Annotated in this window: 17 protein-coding genes; 8 read left to right on the top strand and 9 right to left on the bottom strand. The window is 63.0% G+C overall.

What is annotated here, in order from left to right; all coding sequences use genetic code 11:
* Positions 1-44 precede the first annotated feature (44 nt).
* Both ACWNZ3_RS13470 and ACWNZ3_RS13465 read left to right on the top strand, forming a co-directional pair.
* Positions 45-1,910, top strand: coding sequence for an acyl-CoA synthetase (locus tag ACWNZ3_RS13470; RefSeq protein ID WP_496900259.1), 1,866 nt, complete (start codon positions 45-47; stop codon positions 1,908-1,910).
* On the top strand, positions 1,907-2,857 hold the full coding sequence (locus tag ACWNZ3_RS13465; protein ID WP_496900258.1) for an alpha/beta hydrolase: 951 nt from the start codon (positions 1,907-1,909) through the stop codon (positions 2,855-2,857). The genes ACWNZ3_RS13470 and ACWNZ3_RS13465 overlap by 4 nt, the downstream gene beginning before the upstream one ends.
* 147 nt (positions 2,858-3,004) lie before the next feature.
* Here the strand turns inward: ACWNZ3_RS13465 and ACWNZ3_RS13460 are convergent, their stop codons facing one another.
* Positions 3,005-3,841 (bottom strand): alkaline phosphatase family protein, encoded by an 837-nt coding sequence (locus ACWNZ3_RS13460; protein WP_269366731.1) that lies wholly within the window; start codon positions 3,839-3,841, stop codon positions 3,005-3,007.
* A 193-nt stretch (positions 3,842-4,034) separates the two neighbouring features.
* On the opposite strand from ACWNZ3_RS13460, the gene ACWNZ3_RS13455 reads away from it, so the two are divergent.
* Together ACWNZ3_RS13455 and ACWNZ3_RS13450 are read left to right on the top strand one after the other, a co-directional pair.
* On the top strand, positions 4,035-4,226 hold the full coding sequence (locus ACWNZ3_RS13455; RefSeq protein ID WP_114275911.1) for a hypothetical protein: 192 nt from the start codon (positions 4,035-4,037) through the stop codon (positions 4,224-4,226).
* A gap of 6 nt (positions 4,227-4,232) precedes the next feature.
* Positions 4,233-5,066, top strand: coding sequence for a hypothetical protein (locus tag ACWNZ3_RS13450; protein WP_496900257.1), 834 nt, complete (start codon positions 4,233-4,235; stop codon positions 5,064-5,066).
* A 781-nt stretch (positions 5,067-5,847) separates the two neighbouring features.
* Here ACWNZ3_RS13450 and ACWNZ3_RS13445 read toward each other — a convergent pair.
* The 5 genes from ACWNZ3_RS13445 to ACWNZ3_RS13425 form a co-directional block, all read right to left on the bottom strand.
* Positions 5,848-7,485 carry an ABC transporter ATP-binding protein gene (locus tag ACWNZ3_RS13445; protein WP_496900256.1) on the bottom strand — a complete coding sequence of 546 codons (1,638 nt, stop codon included), beginning with the start codon at positions 7,483-7,485 and terminating at the stop codon, positions 5,848-5,850.
* Positions 7,482-8,297 carry an ABC transporter permease gene (locus ACWNZ3_RS13440; RefSeq protein ID WP_269366725.1) on the bottom strand — a complete coding sequence of 272 codons (816 nt, stop codon included), beginning with the start codon at positions 8,295-8,297 and terminating at the stop codon, positions 7,482-7,484. The genes ACWNZ3_RS13445 and ACWNZ3_RS13440 overlap by 4 nt, the downstream gene beginning before the upstream one ends.
* 52 nt (positions 8,298-8,349) lie before the next feature.
* A complete protein-coding gene (locus tag ACWNZ3_RS13435) occupies positions 8,350-9,306 on the bottom strand; it encodes an ABC transporter permease (protein ID WP_496900255.1) in 957 nt (318 codons plus the stop codon).
* A 16-nt stretch (positions 9,307-9,322) separates the two neighbouring features.
* Positions 9,323-10,921, bottom strand: coding sequence for an ABC transporter substrate-binding protein (locus ACWNZ3_RS13430; RefSeq protein WP_269366721.1), 1,599 nt, complete (start codon positions 10,919-10,921; stop codon positions 9,323-9,325).
* Positions 10,922-11,042: 121 nt separating this feature from the next.
* The gene (locus ACWNZ3_RS13425) at positions 11,043-13,037 is read right to left on the bottom strand and encodes a CocE/NonD family hydrolase (RefSeq protein WP_496900254.1); all 1,995 of its coding nucleotides are present in this window, start codon (positions 13,035-13,037) and stop codon (positions 11,043-11,045) included.
* Positions 13,038-13,344: 307 nt separating this feature from the next.
* On the opposite strand from ACWNZ3_RS13425, the gene ACWNZ3_RS13420 reads away from it, so the two are divergent.
* The 4 genes from ACWNZ3_RS13420 to ACWNZ3_RS13405 all read left to right on the top strand — a co-directional run bounded on the left by ACWNZ3_RS13420 (position 13,345) and on the right by ACWNZ3_RS13405 (position 21,965).
* Positions 13,345-17,151: an Ig-like domain-containing protein gene (locus ACWNZ3_RS13420; RefSeq protein ID WP_496900253.1), complete on the top strand. Its 3,807-nt coding sequence runs from the start codon at positions 13,345-13,347 to the stop codon at positions 17,149-17,151.
* A gap of 76 nt (positions 17,152-17,227) precedes the next feature.
* Positions 17,228-18,550, top strand: coding sequence for a TolC family protein (locus ACWNZ3_RS13415; RefSeq protein WP_496900252.1), 1,323 nt, complete (start codon positions 17,228-17,230; stop codon positions 18,548-18,550).
* Positions 18,547-20,778, top strand: a complete 2,232-nt coding sequence (locus tag ACWNZ3_RS13410; protein WP_496900251.1) for an ATP-binding cassette domain-containing protein — start codon at positions 18,547-18,549, stop codon at positions 20,776-20,778. Before ACWNZ3_RS13415 ends, ACWNZ3_RS13410 begins: the two co-directional genes overlap by 4 nt.
* On the top strand, positions 20,775-21,965 hold the full coding sequence (locus ACWNZ3_RS13405; protein WP_496900250.1) for an HlyD family type I secretion periplasmic adaptor subunit: 1,191 nt from the start codon (positions 20,775-20,777) through the stop codon (positions 21,963-21,965). The genes ACWNZ3_RS13410 and ACWNZ3_RS13405 overlap by 4 nt, the downstream gene beginning before the upstream one ends.
* A gap of 253 nt (positions 21,966-22,218) precedes the next feature.
* On the opposite strand, the gene dtd is transcribed toward ACWNZ3_RS13405, so the two are convergent.
* The 3 genes from dtd to ACWNZ3_RS13390 are packed head-to-tail and all read right to left on the bottom strand — an operon-like array spanning position 22,219 to position 24,442.
* A complete protein-coding gene (gene dtd, locus ACWNZ3_RS13400) occupies positions 22,219-22,665 on the bottom strand; it encodes a D-aminoacyl-tRNA deacylase (protein ID WP_496900249.1) in 447 nt (148 codons plus the stop codon).
* Positions 22,665-23,339 (bottom strand): nitroreductase, encoded by a 675-nt coding sequence (locus ACWNZ3_RS13395; protein ID WP_269366706.1) that lies wholly within the window; start codon positions 23,337-23,339, stop codon positions 22,665-22,667. The genes dtd and ACWNZ3_RS13395 overlap by 1 nt, the downstream gene beginning before the upstream one ends.
* Complete coding sequence (locus ACWNZ3_RS13390; protein ID WP_496900248.1) at positions 23,336-24,442, bottom strand: TFIIB-type zinc finger domain-containing protein; 1,107 nt, start codon at positions 24,440-24,442, stop codon at positions 23,336-23,338. The genes ACWNZ3_RS13395 and ACWNZ3_RS13390 overlap by 4 nt, the downstream gene beginning before the upstream one ends.
* Positions 24,443-24,498: the final 56 nt, after the last annotated feature.

The raw sequence follows: 24,498 nt of genomic DNA, 5'->3' as shown, positions 1-24,498 counted from the left end.
CAGGAAAAATTCAGCCGGAAACCGGCATTTGGGGAGGATTGTTCATGGGATACAGTGGTATCGAAGACCGCAAGAAGATCGAAGGCGAAATGCCCTGGGCAGAGCGTGATTTGCCAAAAACGCTTTATGGTCTGATCAGCCGGACAACGGCAAAGTTTCCGAACCACAAGGCCATCAGTTACCAGATCTTTTCCGGCCCCAAGGACAAGGCCGAGACCTTTACCTGGACCCAGCTCAAGGACAAGGTCAGCCAGACGGCCAACCTGTTCCGGTCTCTGGGCATCGGCCCGAAGGATGTCGTGGCCTATGTCCTGCCCAATTGCAATGAAACCGTTCTGACCCTGCTGGGGGGCGGCGTGGCGGGCATCGCCAACCCCATCAACCCGCTGCTGGACGCCGAACAGATCGGCTCGATCCTGCGTGAGACCGGGGCATCGGTGGTGGTCACCCTGCGGCCTTTCCCCAAGACCGACGTGGCCGAAAAGACAGCCGAAGCCGTCAAGCTTGCCCCCGGCGTTCATACGGTGCTTGAGGTGGACCTTGTGCGCTACCTGACGCCGCCGAAATCCTGGATCGTGCCGCTGATCCGGCCCAAGGGGCTGGTGGGAAATCAGGCGAAGTACCTGAACTTCAACGCCGAAATCAGCAAGCAACCCAAGGAGCTGACCTTTGAGGACGTGCAGGAAGACCGCGTGGCCTTCTATTTCCATACCGGCGGCACCACCGGCATGCCGAAAGTCGCACAGCACCTCTATTCCGGCACCATCTACAACGGCTGGATCGGCTCCGAACTGCTGCTGACCGCAGAAGACGTGATGCTCTGCCCGCTGCCGCTGTTCCATGTCATGGCCTGCCAGGTGATGCTGCTGGGGGCGTTGTCGTCGGGCGCGCATATCGTTTTCCCGACGCCGCAGGGCTATCGCGGCGAGGGCGTGTTCGACAACCTGTGGAAGCTGGTGGAACGCTGGAAGGTCACCTTTGTGGTCTCTGTTCCGACGGCCCTTGCCGCCACCATGCAGCGCCCGGTCAATGCGGATATTTCCAGCGTGAAGACGGCGTTCTCCGGCTCTGCCCCGCTGCCGCTGGAATTGTTCCGCCGGTTCGAGAAGACAACCGGCATGACGATTGTCGAAGGCTACGGCATGACCGAGGCAACCTGCCTGATTTCGGGCAACCCGGTGGACGGGCTGAAAAAGGTGGGCTCGATCGGGATTCCCTTCCCCTATACCGAGATCAAGATCGTCAGCAACGGCAAGGAACTGGGCATCGACGAGGTGGGGGAAATCTGCGTGTCGAACCCCGGTGTCTATGTCGGCAATACCTATACCGAAGCGGACAAGAACAAGGATCTGTACTACAAGGACAAGTTCCTGCGCACCGGTGACCTGGGCCGGATGGATGCGGACGGCTACCTGTGGATCACCGGCCGCTCCAAGGACCTGATCATTCGCGGCGGGCACAACATCGACCCGGCCGAGATCGAAGAGGCGCTTCTGGGACATGATGCCGTCGCCTTTGCCGGGGCCATCGGACAGCCGGATGCCCATGCGGGTGAAATCCCCTGCGCCTATGTGGAACTGGTCGAAGGGGCAGAGGTCACGGAAGAGGAATTGCTGGTCTATTGCAGCGAGAAGGTCCACGAACGTGCGGCCCAGCCCAAACATGTCACCATCATGAAGGAACTGCCGAAAACGGCGGTGGGCAAGATTTTCAAACCCGATCTGCGCAAGGATGCGATCACCCGTGTCTATGATGCCGCGCTGACGGCGGCGGGCAGTGCCGCGCGGGTGGATCATGTGGTCGACGACAAGAAACGCGGCCTGGTCGCCAGGATTTCCATGAACGGTGCCGCGCAGCAGGACGTCGGGGCCGTGCTCGACAGCTTTACCCGGCCATGGGAGGAGGCGTGAACGCCCCGGATTATGACCAGCTGATCGACGCCGAGACCTGGGCCTATATCGCGCGGCTTGATGCCGCCTATCCGCCGGATGCCGTCGAGATGACGACCGGGGAACAGCGGCAGGTCTATGACCGGATGTGCCGCCTCTTTGATCAGGGACGGCCCGCAGGGATCGTTGTGCGGGACATCCCCTATGGCGCGGTGCCCTGCCGGATCTACGAGAAGACGGCGACGGATGTCACGGTGGTCTATTACCACGGTGGCGGTTTTGTTGTGGGCGGGCTGGACAGCCACGACGACATCTGCGCCGCGATCTGTGACCGTACGGGATACCGGGTGATCTCGGTCGATTACGGGCTGGCGCCCGAGGTGGTCTTTCCGGGCTGTTTCAACGATGCCTGTGCCGCATTCGAAGCCATCGCGAAGGTTCACCCCGGTCCTTTGGTCATGGCGGGCGACAGCGCAGGCGGCAACCTTGCCGCTGCGGTGACGCATCAGGCGCGTCAGTTGCTGCCGGGCCGGATCAGGGGTCAGCTGCTGATCTATCCCGGTTTGGGCGGTGACCGGGGGCAGGGGTCTTATGTGGAGCATGCAAATGCGCCACAGCTTACGGCTGCGGATCTGGCGTTCTACCTCAAGGTCCGCGTCGGGGAAGGGGAGCCGCCGGCAGATGATCCCCGATTTGCCCCGCTGAGTGACACGGATTTCACCGGCCTGCCGCCGAGCGTGCTGATCACGGCGGAATGTGATCCGCTTGCCAGCGACGGCGGGGCATATCGCGACGCGATACGCGGCGCTGGCGGGCAGGCGGTCTGGTTCAATGAGCCCGGCATGGTACATGGCTGCCTGCGCGCCCGCGCCATGTCCTCCCGTGCGGCGGCATTCTTTGACAAGGTGGTGGAGGGGATCGCGGCTTTGGGACGGGGCGACTGGCCCTATGCAGACGCGCAGACGTGAGGTGTTCGGATTCCGTTCTTTTTGAAAAGAACGGGCCGGAGTTTTTGAAAACTCCGGGGGTGGCAAGGCGCGTGGCGTTGAGCCCTTGGCATCGCTTTCTTTGAAGAAAGCGGATCGGCGTTTCTGAAAACGCCCGGACCCGGCGTGTCACTTCAGAAAGGACGCCGCCTTCATCGTATCCGCGACCGGCGCGCCGAGGCGGTGCAGGATCGTGGGGGCCAGTTGCAACTGGTCGATCACGGTATCCGCGCGGGGGCCCTCGGCGGGGCCGAAATAATAAAGCGCCGCATCCTGTTGCAGCTCGCCCCGCCCGCCGTGGTGGCCGCGCTCGTCCTGACCGTGATCTGCGGTCACGATGATCTCATATCCTGCCGCCATCCATTTGGAGATGAAGGGGGCCAGCATCTCGTCCATCACGGCGCAGGCGTGGTCCATCTCCTGGCAATCGTGGAAGAACCGGTGCCCCATGCTGTCCAGGGTACAGGTGTGCAGCATGCCGTAGTTCAGCCCGAACCGCAGGCACAGATTGGTGAGCGTGGCAAAGAGATCCACGTCGGAGGGGGTCATCTGGTTGACCTGCCCATAGCCGGTCATCGTGTGGAACCGCCCGTGGTTGATCGTGTCGCTGTCGGGCTCGTCGTATTCGATGTCACGCACATAGTCGAAGGGGTGGCGGTTGAAGAACTCCGACCAGAAGGAATGCGCCACAGCGCCCGTCACGCCGCCGCCTGCGCGGACCTGGCTGAACACGTCTTTATGCCCCAGCCGGAAGACATTGCCGTTCCCGGTGCAACCATGCGCGGCCGGCGCCACGCCGGTGTGGATCGAGGCATAGCAGGAGGCCGAAATCGAGGGCAGCACCGCCCGGATTTTCCAGACGCGGGCATCGCCGGATTGCACCCAGCCTTCGAGGTTGCCGAACAGGCGACGCCAGTTGCGGTATGGCACCCCGTCAAGGATGATCAGCAGCAGTTTCTTGTCCATGTCGGGCCTCCCTGGTTGCGGTCATATGATCGCAGGCGCGGGTGCGGTGCAACGGGTAACCCGTGGTCAAACAACCGCGTGATCGCGGTGCCCGGCATAGGGGTGCTTTGCTGACCCGGCATGCCTTGCTTGCCCGCTTTGGCGAAAATCCAACCTGTGATAGCATCGCGGAATTGGAATCAGGGGGTTTTTCATGAAACATTGGACCTTGGAGACAGATGCCGAAACACTGCCGCTGAAACGGACAGGCGGCACCGGCGAGGATGCACCGACAATGGGCACCGGCAAATGCACCGCATCGGGCTGCGGATGCCCCAGCTATGTCGATCCTCCCGGTGGATTTGACTGTGCCCGTTGCGGGCACGCAAAATCAGAACATTGGTAAGCGCCAGTGCCGGATCATGACCTGCGCGCAGAAAACGACCGGCTGCGCGCCCGGCTCAGCGCGTTCGAGCGTTCCGCAGATGAGGCCCGCCGCGACAAACGGTGGTACAGTGACAACAGCTGGCAGGATTGGGTCAAACTCTCCGGCCTGCCGCTGGCCTTCGTGCTGGCCTGCTACACGTTTTACGACGAAGTCTACCTGCGCTTTAAGGGGCAGGACCGCGTCACGATCAGCGCAATCGAAAGCAATCTGCGTGAAATCCAGAAGCTGAACGAAAAGGCCTATGCGCTGAACGAGGCAGATGGAATTTCGGGGGCCGGCAGTTTCGAGGCGGCGAATGCAGGGTTGCGGCAGCGGCTGGGCAGTCAGACTTTCGCATATTGGCAGCAGCAGCCGGGTTTCTTTCAACCCTCGGAGGCGCAGATCCTTGCCGATCAACTGTTGCTTCAGGGCCGGACAAAGGATGCCTTGCAAATTGCGGAAACGCTGGAAAGCAGCGCGCGCAGCGCATCCGACCGGGTTGAACTTGCGCTGTTCAAGGGCCGTATCCTGGGGGCGGAGGGCGATGCCTTCGACCTTGCGGCAGCGCGGAAACAGCTGGGCGCGGCCTATGCGATGACGGATGAGGTCGCCGTCTCCTCCCGCGCGCAGGCCCAGCGGCGCACGATCCTGCAGTACCGGGTGCAAATGGAACTCTATTATGAGCAGCCCTGTGAAGGGATCGGCCCGCTGGTCGAGGCGCTGGAGGTCTGGACGCTGGACGGCACCCCGGCTGAGGATGCGCAGGACCGGGCGGCGCGGCGGCTGATCGAGACCTATGCTGCGCGCTGCGCGGGGTAATGTCAGTTGCCAAGTAAAACCGACTTTTGCGTCACATTGCTGACCCGGATCGCTGTGCTACGTCAGGCGCAGGGGCGAAGCGGTCATCCGCGGAAATTGCAGCGAACGGCGGGAAAGAGTCCTTTCCGCTTTCCAGAGCGCGGAATCAAGGCCGCAGGCCACCGCGCATCGCCGGGCCGTCCCCTGGCACGGCGATTTGGCGGCTGTAATGCCACATCGTTACGTAGGATGTGCTTGGCTGCCATTAAGTGCCAGTCACCAAGGTCGGGTCGCCGCACCACGGCCCGTCAATGCGCGGCTTTGCGCATGTCAGCAAAGTCCGCATAACGAACCCTCGCGTGCCCTTCACCTAAGGTCCGGTTGGGTCGGAAATGCTTGGCATTCGAGGCGGGATTGCTGGGCACGGCCTTCCGGCAGGAATCAGAAAATCCGTAGGTTTGTGTCGCTTTCGGATGGCATGCGACAGGTAGGGGCAGGGCAAAGCGGAGCAAGGCGGCCCGGACCTGCCGGGTGCCTCCCCGTGTCTTTTCCTTGAAAAGTCGCTTGGTCGCACTGGTCGCGTTTTTTCGGGGAAAAACGCTTGGCTGCGCTGGGGTTGAACTTGACCGGGTGCCTCCCCGCGCCTTTTCTTTGAAAAGACGCTTGGTCGCACTGGTCGCGTTTTTTCGGGGAAAAACGCTTGGCCGCGCTGGGGTTGAACTTGACCGGGTGCCTTCCCGCGCCTTTTCTTTGAAAAGACGCTTGGTCGCACTGGTCGCGTTTTTTCGGGGAAAAACGCGACCTAATTCCCGGCGCTTTCCATGCGGCGGGTTTCAATGACCTGCTCCAGCCAGCCCAGTTTCATCTCGGGCACCGAGCTGAGCAGGAGTTCGGTATAGGCATCGAAAGGCGGGGCCAATACCTGCGATTTCGGGCCGTAGCGCACGACAGCGCCCTGGTACATCACCGCGATACTGTCGGCGATGGCTTTTACCGTAGCCAGATCGTGGGTGATGAAGAGATAGGAAACGTCTTCGATCTTTTGCAGTTTGAGCAGCAGTTTCAGGATGCCGTCGGCCACCAGCGGGTCGAGCGCCGAGGTTACTTCGTCGCAGATGATCAGCTTGGGCTTGGCCGCCAGTGCGCGGGCGATGCAGACACGTTGTTTCTGCCCGCCTGAAAGTTCTGCCGGATAGCGGTCCTGAAAGCCGTCGCCAAGTTCGATCTCGTCCAGCAGTTCCTGGATGCGCTCCTGCCTGGCTTTGCCCTTGAGGCCGAAATAGAACTCCAGCGGCCGTCCGATGATCGTGCCCACGGTCTGGCGGGGGTTCATCGCGGTGTCGGCCATCTGGTAAATCATCTGCAGCTCGCGCAGGTCCTCGTAGCTGCGTTGCGCCAGCGCGGGCGACAGGTTGCGCCCGTCAAACACGATCTGCCCCTCATTGGGCGGCAGCAGGCCGGTGATCACCCGCGCGAGCGTTGATTTGCCCGAACCGCTTTCGCCGACGATGGCGAGGGTCTGACCGGGGTGCAGCTCCACGTTCACGTTCTTGAGCACGTCGAAATCGGTGCCCCTGTAGCGCGCGGTGATGTTCTCCACCCGCAGCAGCGGATTGTCGGTGGGTTGCTTTTCCTCGTGCTGGATCGACCGGACAGAGACCAGCGCCTGGGTGTATTCTTCCTGCGGATTGTTGATGATCTGGTCCGTGGTGCCATATTCGACCATCGCGCCCTGTTGCAGCACCATGATGTGGTCGCTGACCTGCGCCACGACGGCAAGGTCGTGGGTGATATAAAGCGCGGCAACGCCGGTGTCGCGGATCGCTTCCTTGATGGCGGCCAGCACGTCGATCTGGGTGGTCACATCCAGCGCGGTGGTGGGTTCGTCAAACACCACGAGGTCGGGTTCGGGGCAAAGCGCAAGCGCTGTCATGCAGCGTTGCAGCTGACCGCCCGAAACCTGATGCGGATAGCGGTTGCCGATGGTTTCGGGGTCGGGCAGGCCCAGCTTGCCGAACAGTTCCACCGCGCGGCTTTCGGCCTCCTTGCGGGAAAACTTGCCCTGGCGGATCGCGGCCTCTGTCACCTGTTCCATGATCTTTTTGGCCGGGTTGAAGGAGGCGGCGGCGGATTGCGAGACATAGGTGACCTCGCCGCCGCGCAGGCGGCGCACGTCGCCGACACCGGTCTGCAGGATGTCGCGGCCATTGACCCAGACTTCGCCACCGGTCAGCTCCACACCGCCCCGGCCATAGGCCATGGCGGCCAGGCCGATGGTGGATTTGCCGGCCCCGGATTCACCGATCAGGCCCAGGACCTTGCCGGCCTCCAGTTCGAAATCCACGCCATGCACGATTTCGATGTCGCGGGGCCGCTCGCCGGGCGGATAGATGGTCGCGCCGATTTTGAGGCCGCGTACCTTGAGGAGGGGATCGCTCATCCTCTGCCCCCTTTCAGTGATGTGGTACGGTTCAGGATCCAGTCCGCCACCAGGTTGATGGAAATGCACAGGGTGGCGATGGCATAGGCCGGATAGAGGGCCGCCTGGATGCCATAGTTGATGCCTTCCTTGTTTTCCTTCACGATGCCGCCCCAGTCCGCCAGCGGCGGCTGTACGCCAAGGCCGAGGAAGCTGAGGGTCGAGATGAAGAGCACCGCAAAGATGAAGCGCAGGCCCATTTCAGCTACCAGCGGCGACAGGGCATTCGGCAGCGTCTCGCGGAAGATGATCCAGCCGATTTTTTCGCCGCGCAGGCGGGCGGCCTCGACATAATCCATCACCGTGATGTCCACCGCCACGGCGCGGGCCAGCCGGTAGACGCGGGTGGAATCAAGCAGCCCCATCAACACGATGAGGATCGTGGTGGTGGTCGGCATGACCGAGAGCACCACCAGCGCGAAGATCAGCGAGGGGATCGACATGATCAGGTCCACAAGGCGCGAGATCGTCTGGTCAATCCAGCCGCCCGAGACGGCGGCAAAGAAACCCAGGACCGAGCCGGTGACAAAGCTGAGGATGGTGGCCATCGTGGCGATGAAGATCGTGGTGCGCCCGCCATAGATCAGGCGCGTCAGCAGGTCGCGCCCGATGCTGTCTGTGCCCAGCAGGAACTGCGACGAGGGCGCTTCCCAGACGTCGCCGACGGTTTCGGCCATGCCGTAGGGGGCGATCAGCGGGGCGAAGATGGCCATGAGGAAATAGAGGCCGGTGAAGAACAGGCCGATCATGGCGGATATGGGAATATTTTTCATATAGCCTGTTCCGTAGCTTGGTGCGCCGTCAGGCGCTTCTTCTGCGCCGTTTTCACTTTGGATGCCTCAGCCTTGGATTGGCCAGGATCGACACGATGTCGGCAATCAGGTTCAGCCCGATATAGACAGCCGCAAAGATCAGCCCGCAGGCCTGCACCACTGGCACGTCACGTTTGGAGACGTGATCCACGAGGTATTGCCCCATGCCCGGATAGGCAAAGACGACCTCCACCACCACGACGCCAACCACCAGGTAGGCGAGGTTCAGCATCACCACATTCACGATGGGTGCAATGGCATTGGGGAAAGCGTGTTTGCGGATGATCGTCAGCATCCGCATGCCCTTCAACTCGGCGGTTTCGATATAGGCCGATTGCATCACGTTCAGGATCGCGGCGCGGGTCATGCGCATCATATGGGCCAGCACCACCAGGGTCAGCACCATGACGGGGATCGCAATGGCGTTCAGTTTCTGGCCCAGCGTCATGCCGTCGTTGATGATCGCGACAGAGGAAAACCAGCCCAGCCGGATCGAAATCCAGTAGATCAGGACATAGCCGATCATGAATTCCGGGATCGAAATGGTGGTCAGCGTCACCGCCGAGATCAGCTTGTCCGGCCAGCGGTCCTTGTAGCGTACAGCAAGCAGCCCCAGGAAAATCGCCAGCGGCACCGAGATGACAGCGGCCCAGAAGGCGAGGAACAGCGTGTTCTTGAGGCGTCCGCCAAGGCTTTCGGCGATGTCGCGGCCATTGGTCAGCGCGGTGCCGAGATCGCCTTGCAGGAACCCTCCAAGCCAGGAGAAATAGCGGGTCAGGGCGGGATCGTTCATCCCCAGTTGTTCGCGCAGGTTGGCCAGCGCCTGGGGGGTGGCCGATTGCCCCAGAATGGATTGGGCGACATCGCCGGGCAGGATCGACGTGCCGGCGAAGATCAGGATTGAGGCCGCAAAAAGCAGCAGGATGCCCAGCGCAAGGCGCTGGGCAATGAGTTTCAGGATCGGGTGCATCTCCGCTACGCCCCGATCAGGCGTTCTTCAACCAGCATTTGATAGCGGCCTGGTTCGACATCATCTCACCGTAGGGATCGTCGATCCAGCCACCGACATCATTGCTGACGCCGTTGATGAAGTCGTTGAACATCGGCAGGATCAACCCGCCTTCATCGCGCAGCATCCGGCCCATCTTGGAATAGAGTTCCTTACGCTTGGCGGTGTCCAGCTCGGCCTTGGCCTCTTTCAGCATGGCGTCGAACTCGGGCCGTTTCCAGCGCGTGTCGTTCCAGTCTGCGGTGGACAGATATGCGGTGGAATACATCTGGTCCTGCACCGGACGTCCGCCCCAGTAGGAGGCGCAGAAGGGCTGCACGTTCCAGACTTCGGACCAGTAGCCGTCATTGGGTTCGCGCTTGATTTCCAAGGGAATGCCAGCGGCCTGCGCCGACTGCTGGAACAGGGCTGCGGCGTCAACCGCACCGGGGAAGGCCCCGTCGGATACCCGCAGGATGATCGGGCTGCCGTCATGGCCGGAAGCCGCATAATGTTCCTTGGCCTTCTCGATGGAATGTTCGCGCTGGGGAATACTTTCGTCGAACAGCGGATAGGCCTTGTTGATCGGCATATCGTTACCCACCGTGCCGTAGCCGCGCAGGATCTTGTCCACCATTTCCTCGCGGTTGATGGCATATTTCAGCGCCAGCCGCAGGTCATTGTTGTCGAAAGGCGGGGTGTCGATATGGGCGATGAAAACGTAATGGCCGGGGCCGGAGACGTTGCGCACCTCAAGGTTCGGTGCGCGTGCCAGAAGGGCGGCAACCTTTGGATCGACGCGGTTGATCAGATGAACCTGTCCCGATTGCAGCGCCGCGGTGCGTGCGGTTGCATCGTTCAGCACAAGCTGTTCGAATTCGTCCGCAAAGCCACGGTTCTCGCTGTCCCAATAGTCATCGCGGCGCTTGAAGGCGTGGCGCACGCCCGGCTCGTCGATTTCAAGCGTATAGGCACCTGTCCCGATGGCGGCGCCGGGATCGTCCATGCCGCCGTTCGGCTGAATGATCAGGTGATAGTCGGACATCAGGTAAGGCAGGTCGGCGTTGGCTTCCTCCAGCTCCAGCACCACGTAGTCGCCATCGACCTTCATGTCGGCGATGCCCTTGACGATGCCCAGGGCACCGGACTGGCTGTCTTCGTTCGAATGGCGCTGAAGTGTCTTCAGCACGTCGTCGGGGGTCATGTCCTTGCCGTTGGAGAAGGGGATGCCCTTGCGGATCTTGAAGGTCCAGGTCTTGGCGTCGGCAGAGGCCTCGAAACTTTCGGACAGGCGCGGCTCAAGCGTACCGTCGGGGCTGACTTCGACAAGGGTTTCGCCCCAGGCGTAGAGGTTGTTCAGCGGCACTTCCGAAGCGGTCAGGGCCGGGTCCTGGGTGTTGGTCGATTCACCACCTGAGGAACCGATGCGGATCATGCCACCACGCTTGGGAGTTTCCTGGGCCTGGGCACGCTCAGCCAGCATCGTGTTGGCAACAGCCGCGGTCACGCCGAGAGCCGCAGCGCGGCCGATGAATTCGCGGCGCGTCATCAGGCCCTTGGCGACCTGACCGGTCATATGTTTCAGTTGTTCGTTCATAATTTGATACTCCCCTTTGGAATCGGGCGCTTGTCCGCCCGTTTTATTGATTGATGAGTCAAGTTTGCGCATTTCTCAGCTTGTCGCAAGGATTAATAGCGCGGTTTTCGTGACGCCTTTGCTACATGTGATCGCGCGGGATGTTGTCTTCGATGTCTCTTGCATAGATCAGTTCGTCGTTTTCGTAGGCTTCGAGGCGGGCATTGAGATGAAATGCCGTTGCGCTGCTGGTCATCATGCAGGTGGCCTCTGTCCGCAGCGAAATGTCATCGCGCACCAGTTCATCGGTCCAGTGGCATTGGCCGCGGGCTGACAGGGGGTCATCGGGGTTGATGGTCCAGGCCTCACGCGCAACCGATCCGTTGATCAGGCCATGGTCCGCGTCACGCACCGCGCCGAAGTCATCCTCGATGAACAGGGTGATGTCGCCCGTCGTCATATCGACCTCGCGCCGCCTGATGTGGGCTTCGGGGCGCAGTTCTTCGGTTTGCCAGGGGTCGGCGGCGGCCGGGGGCTCGAACAGATGTTCGTCCCCGCCCTTTGCCGGGCGCTGGGGCAGGTCGATGCGGCCTGCGCTCAGGCTCAGACGGGTGGGGGCGGGGCTGGGCCAGATCAGCGGCCAGTAGGCATCCGATATCGACAGCCGCAGCCGGTGACCTGCCGGCACGCGGTAGGCGATGTGGTCGAGGTCCAGGGTGATCTCCACCGGCGTGCCGGGGGTCATCGGGGTGACCGCCTCTGCATCGTCGCGGTGGCTGAGGTTCAGCACCCCATAGGTGATACGGGTTGCCGCGCCATCCGGGTGGATGTGGTTCAGCCGCACCGCGATCTGCGCCTGCGGCTGGTCGCTGGCCAGGGTCAGTCTGACATGAGGCGCGCCGACGATATCCATATCCGCCTCCAGCGGGGCGCTGTCGAAGGTGGTGGAAAGCGCATCGTCGCCGCGCTGGTCGCCGGGCAGTTCCGGGCCCAGCCAGATGGCGCAGTATTCACCCGCATCCGCCCCGCAATGGGGCGGTGAGGAAACGGTGGCCGCCAGCGGCGCGGCGGCGTCCGTCAGCCCGCCGTCGGTCAGATGCAGGGTGGTGGTGGGCAGATGAGACGCGGCACCCGTTGGTTCCGCGATCCAGCGGCCGGGACGGTGTTCATACCAGGTGGCGGGGCGCACCCCGTCCATCAGATAGGCGCGGTAGTCGGGGTCGTCTTCCACCCCGGTGTCGATGTTCTTGAGCCAGCGATCCCACCAGCGCAGCGCCTCTTGCAGAAAACCGATGCGCGGTTCGGGGATCGCGAAATGCGGATATTTGTGAACCCAGGGGCCGACGATACCCTTGGCCCCCGGCAAGGCCTCCACCAGTTGCGGCACGGCGTTCTTGTAGCCGTCGCCCCAGCCGCCGATGGCCAGCACCTTCGCCTTGATCGCGGGGTAATCCTCGATCACCGAACCATGGCGCCAATAGGCGTCACGCCGCTGGTGGCGCAGCCAGACCGACGGCAGGAAGGGTTCCGCCTCAAGCCGTTCCAGCCACATCTCGCGCCAGTCCTCACGCAGGGCCGGGTCCGGCGCGCGCGAGGAATAGGACCACATGGTCGCCCCCCAGCCGAGGTTTTCGTTCAGCAGGCAGCCGCCCTTGTAATGAATGTCGTCGGCAAAACGGTCCACGGTGGAGCACAGGGTGATCACGGCCTTGAGCGGATCGGGGCCCAGGGCGGCCACCTGCAATCCGTTGAAACCGCCCCAGCTGATGCCCATCATGCCGACATTGCCGTTGCACCAGGGCTGCGCCGCGACCCAGTTGATGACCTCGACCGCGTCGGCCTGTTCCTGGGCGGTATATTCATCCTCCATCACGCCCTGGCTGTCGCCATTGCCGCGCATGTCCACGCGCAGGCAGGCATATCCGCGCTGCGCAAACCACGGATGCGTCAGCGCATCGCGCGCACAAGTGCCATCGCGTTTACGGTAGGGCAGATATTCCAGGATGACCGGCACCGGGTCGGCATCGGCATCTGCGGGTCGCCACATCCGGGCGGAGAGGCGGCAGCCGTCGGAAAGTGTGATGCCAAGGTCGGGGTCTTCGGTGATGTCGCGCAGGCTGTTTTGAGGAATCTCCATGCGTCAGACATTTGCCGCGCCCGGGAAATTGTCAACTGTTGCGAGAATGCCATCATTTTTTGCACCTGCGATATGTCCTATGACTTATTGGCAATCGCGCCTCTGACCGACCGGAATTGTGCCACAAGCCTCTCACCTTGTGGTTGAAAATGAACTAAGGCGAGAAAAAGGCACTAGTTTCAAAAGGGTTTTCGGAGTATCCCGGGGACATCAAAAACGTGCACGGGCGATAGAACGGCTGGCACGCATAAAATCAATTACAGAAGTCCCGCATAGAACGAGGACTTTGAGGTAGAGTGGTGGTGCTATGAAGACGATAGATTTCGTCGTCCGCGATAACGCGGGCGGATTGCAACGTGGTGTTGTCGCCTCAGAGGCGAAAAGTCATGTCATCCAGGCCGGAGCAGGTCAGGAAATTTCCCTAAATCTCAGGCAGACCGATCTGGCCGGGCAGCAACGCGCGGGCAATGATCTGGTGCTGACGCTGGCCGATGGCCGGGTCATCATGATCGAGAATTACTTCAACGCATCGGGTGCGGCGAACCGGTTGTTCATCTCGGCAGACGGCTATCTGAACGAAGTCTCGCTGGTCGACGCGGGCAGCGGTGAGCTTTACGCGCAATACGGGCCGACGGAAGAATGGGGCAAGTGGAGCCCCTCAGATGATCTGATCTATCTGGGCCGCACCGAAGTGGCGGCCAATGCGGCAGCAGCCGACGATGAAGTGTCGATGTTCGCGGCACCGCTTCTGGGCGGCGGATTGCTGGGCGGTGGCGCGGGCGCTGCGGCAGCAGCCGTCGGCGGCGCGGCAGTGCTTGGCGGTCTTGGTGGCGGCAGCTCCAACGGGGGTAACACTGCGGGCGAAGGTACGGACGGCACAGGCGGCACCGGCGGCGGCACCGGTCCGGCGGCACCCTATGTGGATGACGCGGACAGTTCCAGCGACATTGGCGGCGACGATTCAGCGCCGCATCAGGTGGTGATCACCGGTGGTGGTGAACCGGGCAGTACCGTCATCGTCACCCTTGGGGACCAGCAGGTCGAAACGGTCATCGACGAAGACGGCGTTTTCGAAGCGGTCTTCGAAGACGAGAATTTTCCGCCCGACGGCACCTATGAAGCCGAGGTTACCGTCACCACCGAGGGCGAAAGCACGGTCCTGGACGGGCCGGAATATGTGATCGACACAACCCCGCCGCAGATCGAGGTGACATCGGGCACCCAGTCGGTGGATGATTATTTCAACGCCGAAGGCTTTGATGACGGGGTGACCATAACCGGCACCGGCGAGGCTGGCGCGGCCGTGGTCGTGACCATCGCAGGCATTGAGCAGGCGACGACCGTGGCCGAGGATGGCACCTGGTCCGTCACCTGGGAAAGCGGCACGCTGGAGGCGGGCGAATATACCACCGATGTGACCGTCTGGACCTCTGACGCATTCGGCAACACCAATACCATCACCGATGTGCTGGTCGTGGATACTGTCGTCAACGTCACCATCGACACCGATATCATCGGCGGTGACGGCGTGGTGAACGCCGAAGAGCATGAAGACGGTGTGACTGTCACCGGCACCGCAGATGCAGGGGCCACTGTGGTGGTCACATTCGGCACTGGCACCCAGACCGTGACCGCCACCGCCGAAGGCACCTGGAGCGCAGTCTTTGTCGCGGGCGAGGTGCCCACGGGCGAGCTGATGGCGACCATTACGGCAGTGGCGACAGATACCTATGGCAATGCGACCTCGGCCACGGGCGAGGTGCAGATCGACACGATCGCCCCCGGCATCACGGTCACCAGCGGCACCCAGTCGGTTGACGATTTCTTCAACGCCACCAGCTTTGCCGATGGCGTCACGCTGACCGGCACGGGGGAGGCGGGCGCCTCCGTCGTGGTGACAATCGCGGGCATCGCGCAAAGCACCACGGTCTCTGCAGATGGCACATGGTCGGTCACCTGGGCGGCAGGCACGCTGCAGTCCGGTGAATACAGCACGGATGTTCAGATCGTCACAACCGACGCCTATGGCAACAGCACCAGCGTTTCGGATGTTCTGGTGGTCGATACCGTGACGGATGTCACCATCGACACCGATAATGTCGAAGGCGACGGCACCGTCAACGCAGAGGAACGCCAGGACGGAGTCACCCTGACCGGCACCGCGCAGCCCGGATCGACTGTCATGGTCACCTTCGGCACCGGCACCCATCAGGCGACAGTCGATGCGGATGGCAACTGGACCTGCGATTTCGCGGCGGGTGAAATCCCCACCGGCGAGGTAAGCGCGACTGTGACCGCCGTGGCGACGGACAGCTTCGGCAATACCTCCACCGCCAGCGGCGAGGTCGAGATCGACACGCTGGTGCGCGACTTTGGCTTTACCGGGACAACCGGCGGCGCGGATGGCGTGATCAACATCGAAGAAGCCTTGCAGGATCTTGTCATGACCGGCACCACTGAGCCGGGCTCGACCGTTCTTGTCACGCTTGGCTCTGCCACCCATGCCGCGACGGTTGCGGCGGACGGGACCTGGACAGTCACCTTCGCTTCCTCCGAAATTCCGGGTGGCGCGCAAACCGCGGTCATGACTGCCGTCGCCACCGATGCGGCAGGCAATGTGGAGACCATCACGCAGGACGTGGAGATCGACCGGGATGCAGGCATCCTCACGATCTCTTCTGCACCTGTCGAAGGCGACGATGTGGTGAACGCGGCAGAGGCCAGCGACGGCGTCGTGCTGAACGGCACCTCGAACCCCGGCGCGCTGGTGACCGTGACCATGGCGGGCGTCAGCCATACCGTGACCACCGATGCGGCAGGCAACTGGACCGCGAACTTTGCCGCAGGTGAAGTCGCGCCCGGCGTCTATACCGCCGATATCCACGCCACCACCACCGACAGCGCGGGCAACGTGCTGGAGGCCGTGGACAGCGTGGCCGTCGACACCCGGGTGGACAACCTGAGCATCAATGCCGAGATCGTCGAAGGCGACGGGGTGATCAACGGGCTGGAACGCACCGACGGGGGCGGTGTGCAGATCACCGGCACAACCGAGGTCGGCTCCACCTCCGTTGTGGTCACCCTGAACGGCGTGGCGGTGAACGCGGTGGTCGATGCCAATGGCAACTGGATCGCCGATTATGCCGCCAGCCAGATCGCCCAGGGCACCTATGATGCCGATGTCTCGGTGCAGGCCACGGATGCCGCGGGCAATACCGCAACCGTGACCGACAGCATCCGCGTCGACACCGAAGTTGTCCCGCTGAACATGACCGAAACCGGAGGCGGGGCCGACAACGTGGCCTCTGCTGCCGAGGCCGCCACCGGCATTGACCTGGGTGGTCAGGTCGAGGCGGGTTCAACCGTCGTGGTCAACTTCGACGGGGCGAACCACAGCGCAACCGTCGATGCGGCCGGCAACTGGTCCCTGACCATTCCGCCGGGCGCGATCCGTCCGGGCACCTATGATGCGGCAATCGTGGTCACCGCGACCGATGCTGTCGGCAACGTGGCAACCCTGTCGGACACCCTGGCCATCGACACCGATGCGCCCGAGGGTCCGGTCATCGCCTCCTACACCCGCGACGGCGACGGCATCCGGGGCATTTCGACGGAGATCAATGACGACATGATCGAGGTCCACCAGGTCAACAACAACGGCACGGTGACCGAGGTCGACGCCACATCCGTGGATATCCCGCAGATCAACGAGACCAACTTCCAGTTCGGCACCCAGGTCCCGGACGGGTCGCATCTGGTGATCACCGCCACCGATGATGCGGGCAATACATCCGGCACCTACGTGGTGCTGGACGACGAATCCGTGAACTCCGAGGTTGCGCTGAATTCGGATGTGCTGGGCGATTACAACATCGAAACCATTGATCTGAGCTTTGCCGAGGAAGGCAATCTGACGATCAACGAGGCGACGCTGCTGGACCTGTCCTCCAACACCAACGAATTGCAGATCGACGGCGGTGCCGATGATACGGTGACGGTCACCGGTGCGGTGCGTACCGGGTCCACCATCCGCGACGGTCAGAGCTATGACATCTATACCTTGGGCGAGGAGGGCACGCTTTACATCGACGACGATGTGACAGTGGTGATCTGAGCCGACACACGACCAGGGAGGCGCGGGCGGCAAATGACCCGCGCCCCCGGAACGAACCGGCTATTGAGGGCAGGGCATGACATACGGTGTAAAAGGGGCTTTCGGGGCCTGCGCGATTGCAGCCACCCTGTCGGGCTGTCTTTCCGACATGGGAAATGGCTGGGTGGCGGACAACATCGTTTCGCGCACCAGGTTCGCCGATCCGCTGGCACCGGGCCGGAAGACCCACAGCGAGGTAGTGAACGCCGAAAGCCAGATTATCCAGGGCTTGGCCGCGCGCCGCTCTGCCCTGCCGCCGGGCAGCAGTTTCGACCAGGTGGCAAAGGCGGTTCTGGCCGCCAATTCCCGCACGGCGGAGGCGGAGCTGCGCGCCGCCCGCCTGCGCTCCGAGGCGGCAAGCAAGAACTGGCTGCCGCGCATCGGGCCCGACATCAGCTTGACCTCGCTGGGGTCGGTGGTGGCCAACCTGGTGGTGGATCAGGTCCTGTTCGACAATGGCCGCAAGAAGGGCGAGCGCGAATTCGCCATTGCCGATGTCGAGGTCGCGGCCGTGACTCTTGCGGTGGATACCAACGACCGCGTTCACACCGGGCTGACGCTTTATGTCACCGCCGCCGAAGCGCGCGAGAAAGCGGTGCTGTCAGAGGCCGCGCTGCGCGATATGGGGCATTTCGAATATGTGATGGGCGAGCGGGTGCGCGGCGGCGTATCGGACATGTCCGACCTCAATATCCTGCGCCAGAAACTGGCCGAGATCCGCGCCACCCAGACCGCCAATGCGGAACTTGCGCGGACATCCCTGGCGGAATTGAACGCAATGGCGATCCAGCCGGTTTCCGACCTGCGCGGTGTCCCGGAGCTTGCAGTCAGTGCCGGTACGGCCCAGCCGCTGCCTGTGGTGCTGGCCGAGGCGGAGAAAACCCGCAGCATCGCAAGGGCCAAGGTGGAACGCGCGGGCCAGCTGCCGGGGCTTTCTGCCGGGGGCACCGTCGGGGACAGCACCAATGCCGGTCTGCGGGTGACCACCGACAGCCTGATCGGTTTTGGCACCGGGGCCACGCTCAGGGCCATCGAGGCCGCCAAGGAAACCGCCGCCCGACGGGTCGCCCAGGCGCAGGAGGATTCCGCCCGCAGCTTGCGAAAACTGGAAAGCCAGATTGCAGCGAAATCGCGCCAGGCCACGGAGGCTGCCCGCCTCACGGCGCAGGCCAGGGGGAACCTTGATCTCTTTCAACAGCAATATGATGCGGGCCAGCGGCAGGTCATGGATGTGGTCGGCGTATACGAGACATTCGCCCGCCAGCAGCAGGCCGAGGTCAGCCTGAAATACGAGGTGGTGCGGCTGCGGCTGGATATGGCCAGACTTCTGGGCGTGCTGGCAGACGGGGATCAGATTTGACCGACAAGCGCGCCTTTACCCTGACCATCACCAATGGCAACCAGGGTCGCATTGCCCCTACAAATCCCGTTGCTCCCGTGGCCCGCGCCCAGAATGCCAACCGGTTCGAGGACCGTATCGCGGCCCGTGCGCGGCTGGCCACGACCTATGCCGGATTGCTGGGGGTCGACGCCGTTGCGCGGGACCTCTTCGAGAGCATCGGCAGCGTGACACGCGAAGGCGCGGGGCCATCGGCAGAGGCCGCGGCGATCAGCCATGGGTTGAAATCTCTGGGCCTGCTGGCACAGGTCGCCAAGGTGGAAAGCGTCACGCCCGCACTCTGGCCCGCGCTGGCCTATATGACATCGGGACAGGTTCTGCTGGTGCTGGGGCAGTCGCGTGGCGATCTGATCGTCTTTGACCAGACCTGCACGGACAACCGCGCGCAGGTGCCCATTGCCGAATTCCAGCCCTTCTTTGCGGGCATGATCGTGCGCGCCGAAGCGCCGCTGAAAAAAGTGGCGGAGACCCACAGGACGGATGCAAAACCCGCCCATTGGTTCTGGGGCCAGTTCGAACGCTTTCGCCGCCAGATGGCGGAGGTCGCGGTGGGTTCCTTCGTGGCGAACCTGCTCGCGGTGGCGGTGGCCCTGTTTTCCCTGCAGGTCTATGACCGGGTGATCCCGCATCAATCCGAAGCGACGCTCTGGGTGCTGGCCGCAGGGGCGGGCCTTGCCCTGCTGATGGAGGCTTTCATCAAGATCGCCCGCGCCCGGCTGATGGACGGGGCGGGACGCCAGATCGAACTGGGGGTGCTGCAGATCCTGATGGGGCGCATCCTGGGCATGCGGTCGGACAACCGGGGGCAGGCCCCGAACCAGGTCTTCTCGGCCATGCGGGAATTCGGATCGGTGCGGGAATTCTTCACCGCCTCGACCGTAGGCACGCTGGCGGATCTGCCGTTCATCTTTGTGTTCCTGTTCCTCGTGGCCAGCATCGCGGGCAATGTTGTCTGGGTGCTGGTGCTGGGGGGCATCCTGATGGTGGTGCCGGGGTTCTTCCTGCAAAAGCGGATGATCCGGCTGACCCAGGAAACCCAGGGCGCATCGGCGAAATCCTCGCGCCTGCTGCATGAGACGATATTCGAGCTGGATACGCTCAAGACCCAGCGCGGCGAGGATCGCGTGATGCGGCTGTGGTCCGAGCTGAACACGCTGTCGGCGATGAAATCCTCCGAGCAGCGCAAGCTGGCCTCGATGCTGACCTTCTGGAGCCAGGGGGTGCAGCAGGCCACCTATGTCACGGCGGTGATCATGGGGACCTATCTGGTCTTTGCCGGTGAATTCACCGTGGGTTCGATCATTGCCGTGGGCATCCTCACCGGGCGCACGCTGGCGCCGCTGACCCAGCTTGCCGGGACGATGGCGCGCTGGGGCAATGTGAAATCCGCCCTCGACGGGCTGGAGGCGGTGGCCCAGGCGCCGCAGGATGCCGATGAGACCCGCAGCTATCTGCGGCGTGAGACGCTGAAAGGGCATTTCGAATTTCGCGATGTGACCTTCCGCTACGAGGACGACGGCGCGCCGATCGTGGACATAAAAGGTCTGGCGATCCTGCCAGGGCAGAAGGTGGCCGTGCTGGGGGCCAATGGCTCCGGCAAGTCCTCCTTGCTGAAACTGATGAGCGGGCTTTATGCGCCGGCAACCGGCCGGGTGATGATCGACGGCACGGAAATGAGCCAGATCGAACCGCGCGATCTGCGGCGACTGATCGGCTATCTGGGGCAGGATGTGCGGCTGTTCGCAGGCAGCCTGCGCGACAACCTGAACCTGACCATGCTGGAGCGCGACGATACCCGCCTGATGAAGGCGCTGGAATTTGCGGGGCTTGGCCCCTTCGTGCAGGCGCATCCCAAGGGGCTGGACCTTGAAATCAAGGACAATGGCGCAGGGCTGAGCATCGGGCAGCGCCAGTCCATCGGATGGGCGCGGCTGTGGCTGCAGGATCCGAAAATATGCCTGCTGGACGAGCCGACCGCGGCCCTGGACCAGACCCTTGAGGCCACGCTGGTGGCCCGGTTGCAGGGCTGGATGGCGGGTCGCACGGCCATCATCGCGACACACCGCGCGCCGATCCTGGCGCTGACCAACCGCACCATGGTGCTTCAGGCGGGGCGAATGACCATCGACGGCCCCAAGGACAAGGTGCTGCACCATATCGCCAGCAAGAGTAAGGGGCATGCCGCATGACCTTGGTGAACCCCACCCAGCTTGAGGCGCAGCTGGGCCGCGAGATGCGCGGACCTTCTGCGGTGATCTGGCTGTGTGGTGCGGCGGTGCTGGTGTTCGTGATCTGGGCGGCCTTTGCCTGGGTCGATGAGATCGTGCGCGCGGAAGGGTCGATGATTTCTTCTTCGCGCCCCCAGATCATCCAGAACCTTGAGGGCGGCATCCTGGCCGAACTGGCAGTGGGTGAGGGGGACGTGGTGGAAAAGGGCGATGTGCTGGCGCGCCTGCATGGGACACAGTTCAAATCCTCCGTCGATGATCTGCGCGACCAGATCTCGGCCTTCGAGATCCGCCGCCTGCGGCTGGAGGCGGAACTGGCGGGCCAGTTCGATTTCACCGTGCCGGAGGCACTGGCCGCGCGCACGCCCGATATCGTGGCCTCTGAACGCGCGCTCTTGCAGGCGCGGCAATCCGACTTTGTTTCCCGGACCGAGGGGGCAAAGCGGGTTCTGGCCGAAGCCACCAAGGAACGGCAATTGATGGATGATCTGCTGGAGCGCAAGATCGTGTCGATGATCGAGGCCACCCGTGCCCGCAAGGTCCATGCGGACGCCCGCATCAAATATGATGAGATCGTGACCCAATCGGAGCTGGACCGGGCGCAGGAATATTCCGATGTGCTCAAGGAACTCAGCACCCTGCGCCAGAACCTCAAGGCCAGCACGGACCAGTTGAACCGCACCATTCTGGTCAGCCCGATGCGCGGGATCGTCAACAACCTCAGCGTGACCACCATCGGCGGCGTGGTGCGCCCCGGCGAGGAGATACTGCAGATCATCCCGCTGGATGAGGAATTGTTTGTCGAGGCGCGGGTGAAGCCAGAGAACATCGCTGGCGTGCGTCCGGGGCAGGAGGCGACGGTCAAGCTGAGCGCCTATGACTACACGATTTACGGCACGCTGAAGGGGCGGGTGAAGCTGATTTCGGCCGATACCTTCAAGGATGAACGCTCCCGCGATCCCGACGGTAACCCGCATTACAAGGTCACGGTCGAGGTCGATACCGCGCATCTGACGGAACGGCAGGCGTCCTTGCAGATCAGGCCGGGGATGCAGGCCAGCGTGGAATTGCATACCGGCGAAAAGACCGTGCTGCAATATCTGCTGAAACCTTTGTACAAGTCGCGCGAGGCTTTCCGCGAGCCGTAGGATTGGGCCGCATCTGTACGGCAGACGATCTGTGCTGCGACAGCGGATTACGGGACACCTCGCTTTGCCGTTTCGACACAGCCAACAAATGATGACATGTCATTTTTGACATGTCTTCTTTTGCAAATGGGTGATGTCATCCTACAGCTACAGCCCCTCTGCCCGGCACAGAACGGCGGCCCGCTGGCATCACGCCGAGAGCCGATGAAGTATCCTCATCTCAATATCCGCAGAGCTTCCAGGCCCCGCCCGATCAAGGCGCCTGCGTGTCCAGCCAGATCGTCACCGGCCCGTCATTCACCAGTGCCACCGACATATCCGCCCCGAATGCGCCGGTCTGCGTCGTGATGCCCAGACCCTGAAAGCAGCCCACGAAATGCTCATATAGCGCGCGGGCCTGATCAGGTTTGGCAGCATAGGAAAATCCGGGCCGCGTCCCCCGCGAGGTATCCGCGGCAAGGGTGAACTGGCTGACCACCAGTGCCGCCCCGCCGGTCTGGAGCAGGCTGAGGTTCATCTTGCCCGCCGCGTCCTTGAACAGCCGCAGCTTGGAGATTTTCAGCGCCAGCGCTTCGGCGCTGGCTTCGGTATCCTCCGGCATGGCGCAGACCAGGATCAGCAGACCCGCCTCGATCTCACCGACTGTCGCGCCACCCACGGAAACGGAGGCCTGGCTCACCCGTTGCAACAGCGCGCGCATCAGTCCTGCCAGTCGATGATATCGGCGGGCGTGGCCCGTTCGGTGCGGAACCGGTTCGCGGGCGCATCCTCATCCGCATAGCCGAAGGAAATCGCGCAGAGCACCAGACGGTCGGCACCGATCCCCAGCAGCTCCTTGACCAAGGGCGCATAGGCCGCGATGGCGGCCTGCGGGATGGTGGCCACACCCAGCGCCGTTGCCGCCAGGGTAAAGGCGGTGACAAAGCCGCCGGTGTCCATCGCCCCATAGGCCCCCAGTTCATCCGGGGAATGGATGATCGCCACATGGGGCGCATCGAACAGCGCATAGTTGCGCAGCATCTGTGCCATCCGCGCCTTGCGGTCCGATTTCTCGATTCCCAGCGCGTCATAAAGTTGGAACCCGCAGGTGCGGCGGCGTTCGGCATAGGCGCCGGAATAGCCCTTGGGCCAGTCAAGATCGGGCGCGGGTGGTGTACCTTCGGCTGCCGCCCTGCTCAGCGCGTCGCGAAAGCGGTCGGTCGCCGCACCGCGCGTCACGCTGACCTGCCAGGGCTGGGCATTGCACCAGGACGGCACGTGCCGCGCAGCGGTGACGATCTGTTCGATGGTCTCATCCGGCACCGGATCGGGGCGGAAGGCGCGGCAGGAATAGCGGGCCCGCAGGATGGCGGTCAAAGTGTCATATTGGGTCATTGCTGTGCTGCCAGATATCCGATGATTGCCGCGGCGATCAGGCCAAGAACAACCGCAATCGCGATCTTGATCGCCGAATAGGGCCGTTCGCCCTGCACCCGGCCGGTGCGGCCGTTCACCACGAAGCGATAGGTCTTGCCCCGGTACTTGTAGGCCGCCAGCCAGACCGGCAGCAGGATGTGCTTGAAGGTCAGGTTGCCAAGCTGGGTCTCGATCCCGTGGATGCGCTGCCTGTCACCGCCGATGTCAAAGCGCACATCGCGTTCGATCACCCGGTCCATATGGTCACGCGCCTGCACGAAACCGTCCTGCAGCGATACCGCATAGGCTTCGGCCCGGAAGCCGGCCAGGTATTCCGGCGCATAGGGCTCCAGCGCGGCCAGATCCCAGGGCTCCAGCGCATCGGTATAGCGCTTGGGAAGCGAGGTGGAGGCCAGCACCAGCACATCGTCGAAGAACCGTTTCACCCGGCCCGAGGCAGGCTGCCAACGCACCTTGGCGACCTGTTCCTGCACCCTTTTGCCATCGCGCATGACGGTGTGTGTCTCGTAATAGACCGTGCCGCGCTCACCCTTGTAGGAGGATTTCGTATCGGCGTCATAGGTCCAGTAGGGCACATAGATGCCCTGCATCCGGCGGCCCTTGCGGGCGTATTCCTGCAATCCGCCAGGGGCAAACCACAGCCGGCCCAGCCAGGCCGACATGGCGTCGCGGGCCGTTGCCTCGTCCAGCGCAAAGGGCAGCACGCCGCGGGGCTTGATCTGGCGGGTGACGCCGGTGTCCACCACCACGGGGGTGGCGCAGAAGGGGCATTCGGTGGCGTGGTCCGGCCCTTCGAATTCGACCTGTGCGGCACAGTTCGAGCAATTGGTGACGCGGGTTTCCTGCATCTCGCCCGCACCCAGCGCCGCGGCAAATCCGGCTTCGAGGTCCAGTTCGGCAATCGGCCTGACCTTTGCGCCGCCCCCGCCCAGGGGCTGTTCGTTGCCGCAGTGATCGCAGATCAGCTGTCCGGCGCCGGGGTCATAGCGCAGGTCGGACCCGCAGCTGTCACAGGGAAAGCGGTGTTCGGCCTCGGGGGCTGATATCGGGTCGTCTTCCATGCGGGCTCCGGCGCGGTGTGATCGTGGGTAAGAGGGACGGAGAATTTCCCGCCTTC

Source organism: Sulfitobacter sp. IGS-18 (assembly GCF_059628195.1).
This window is presented reverse-complemented; position numbering and strand designations above follow the sequence as displayed.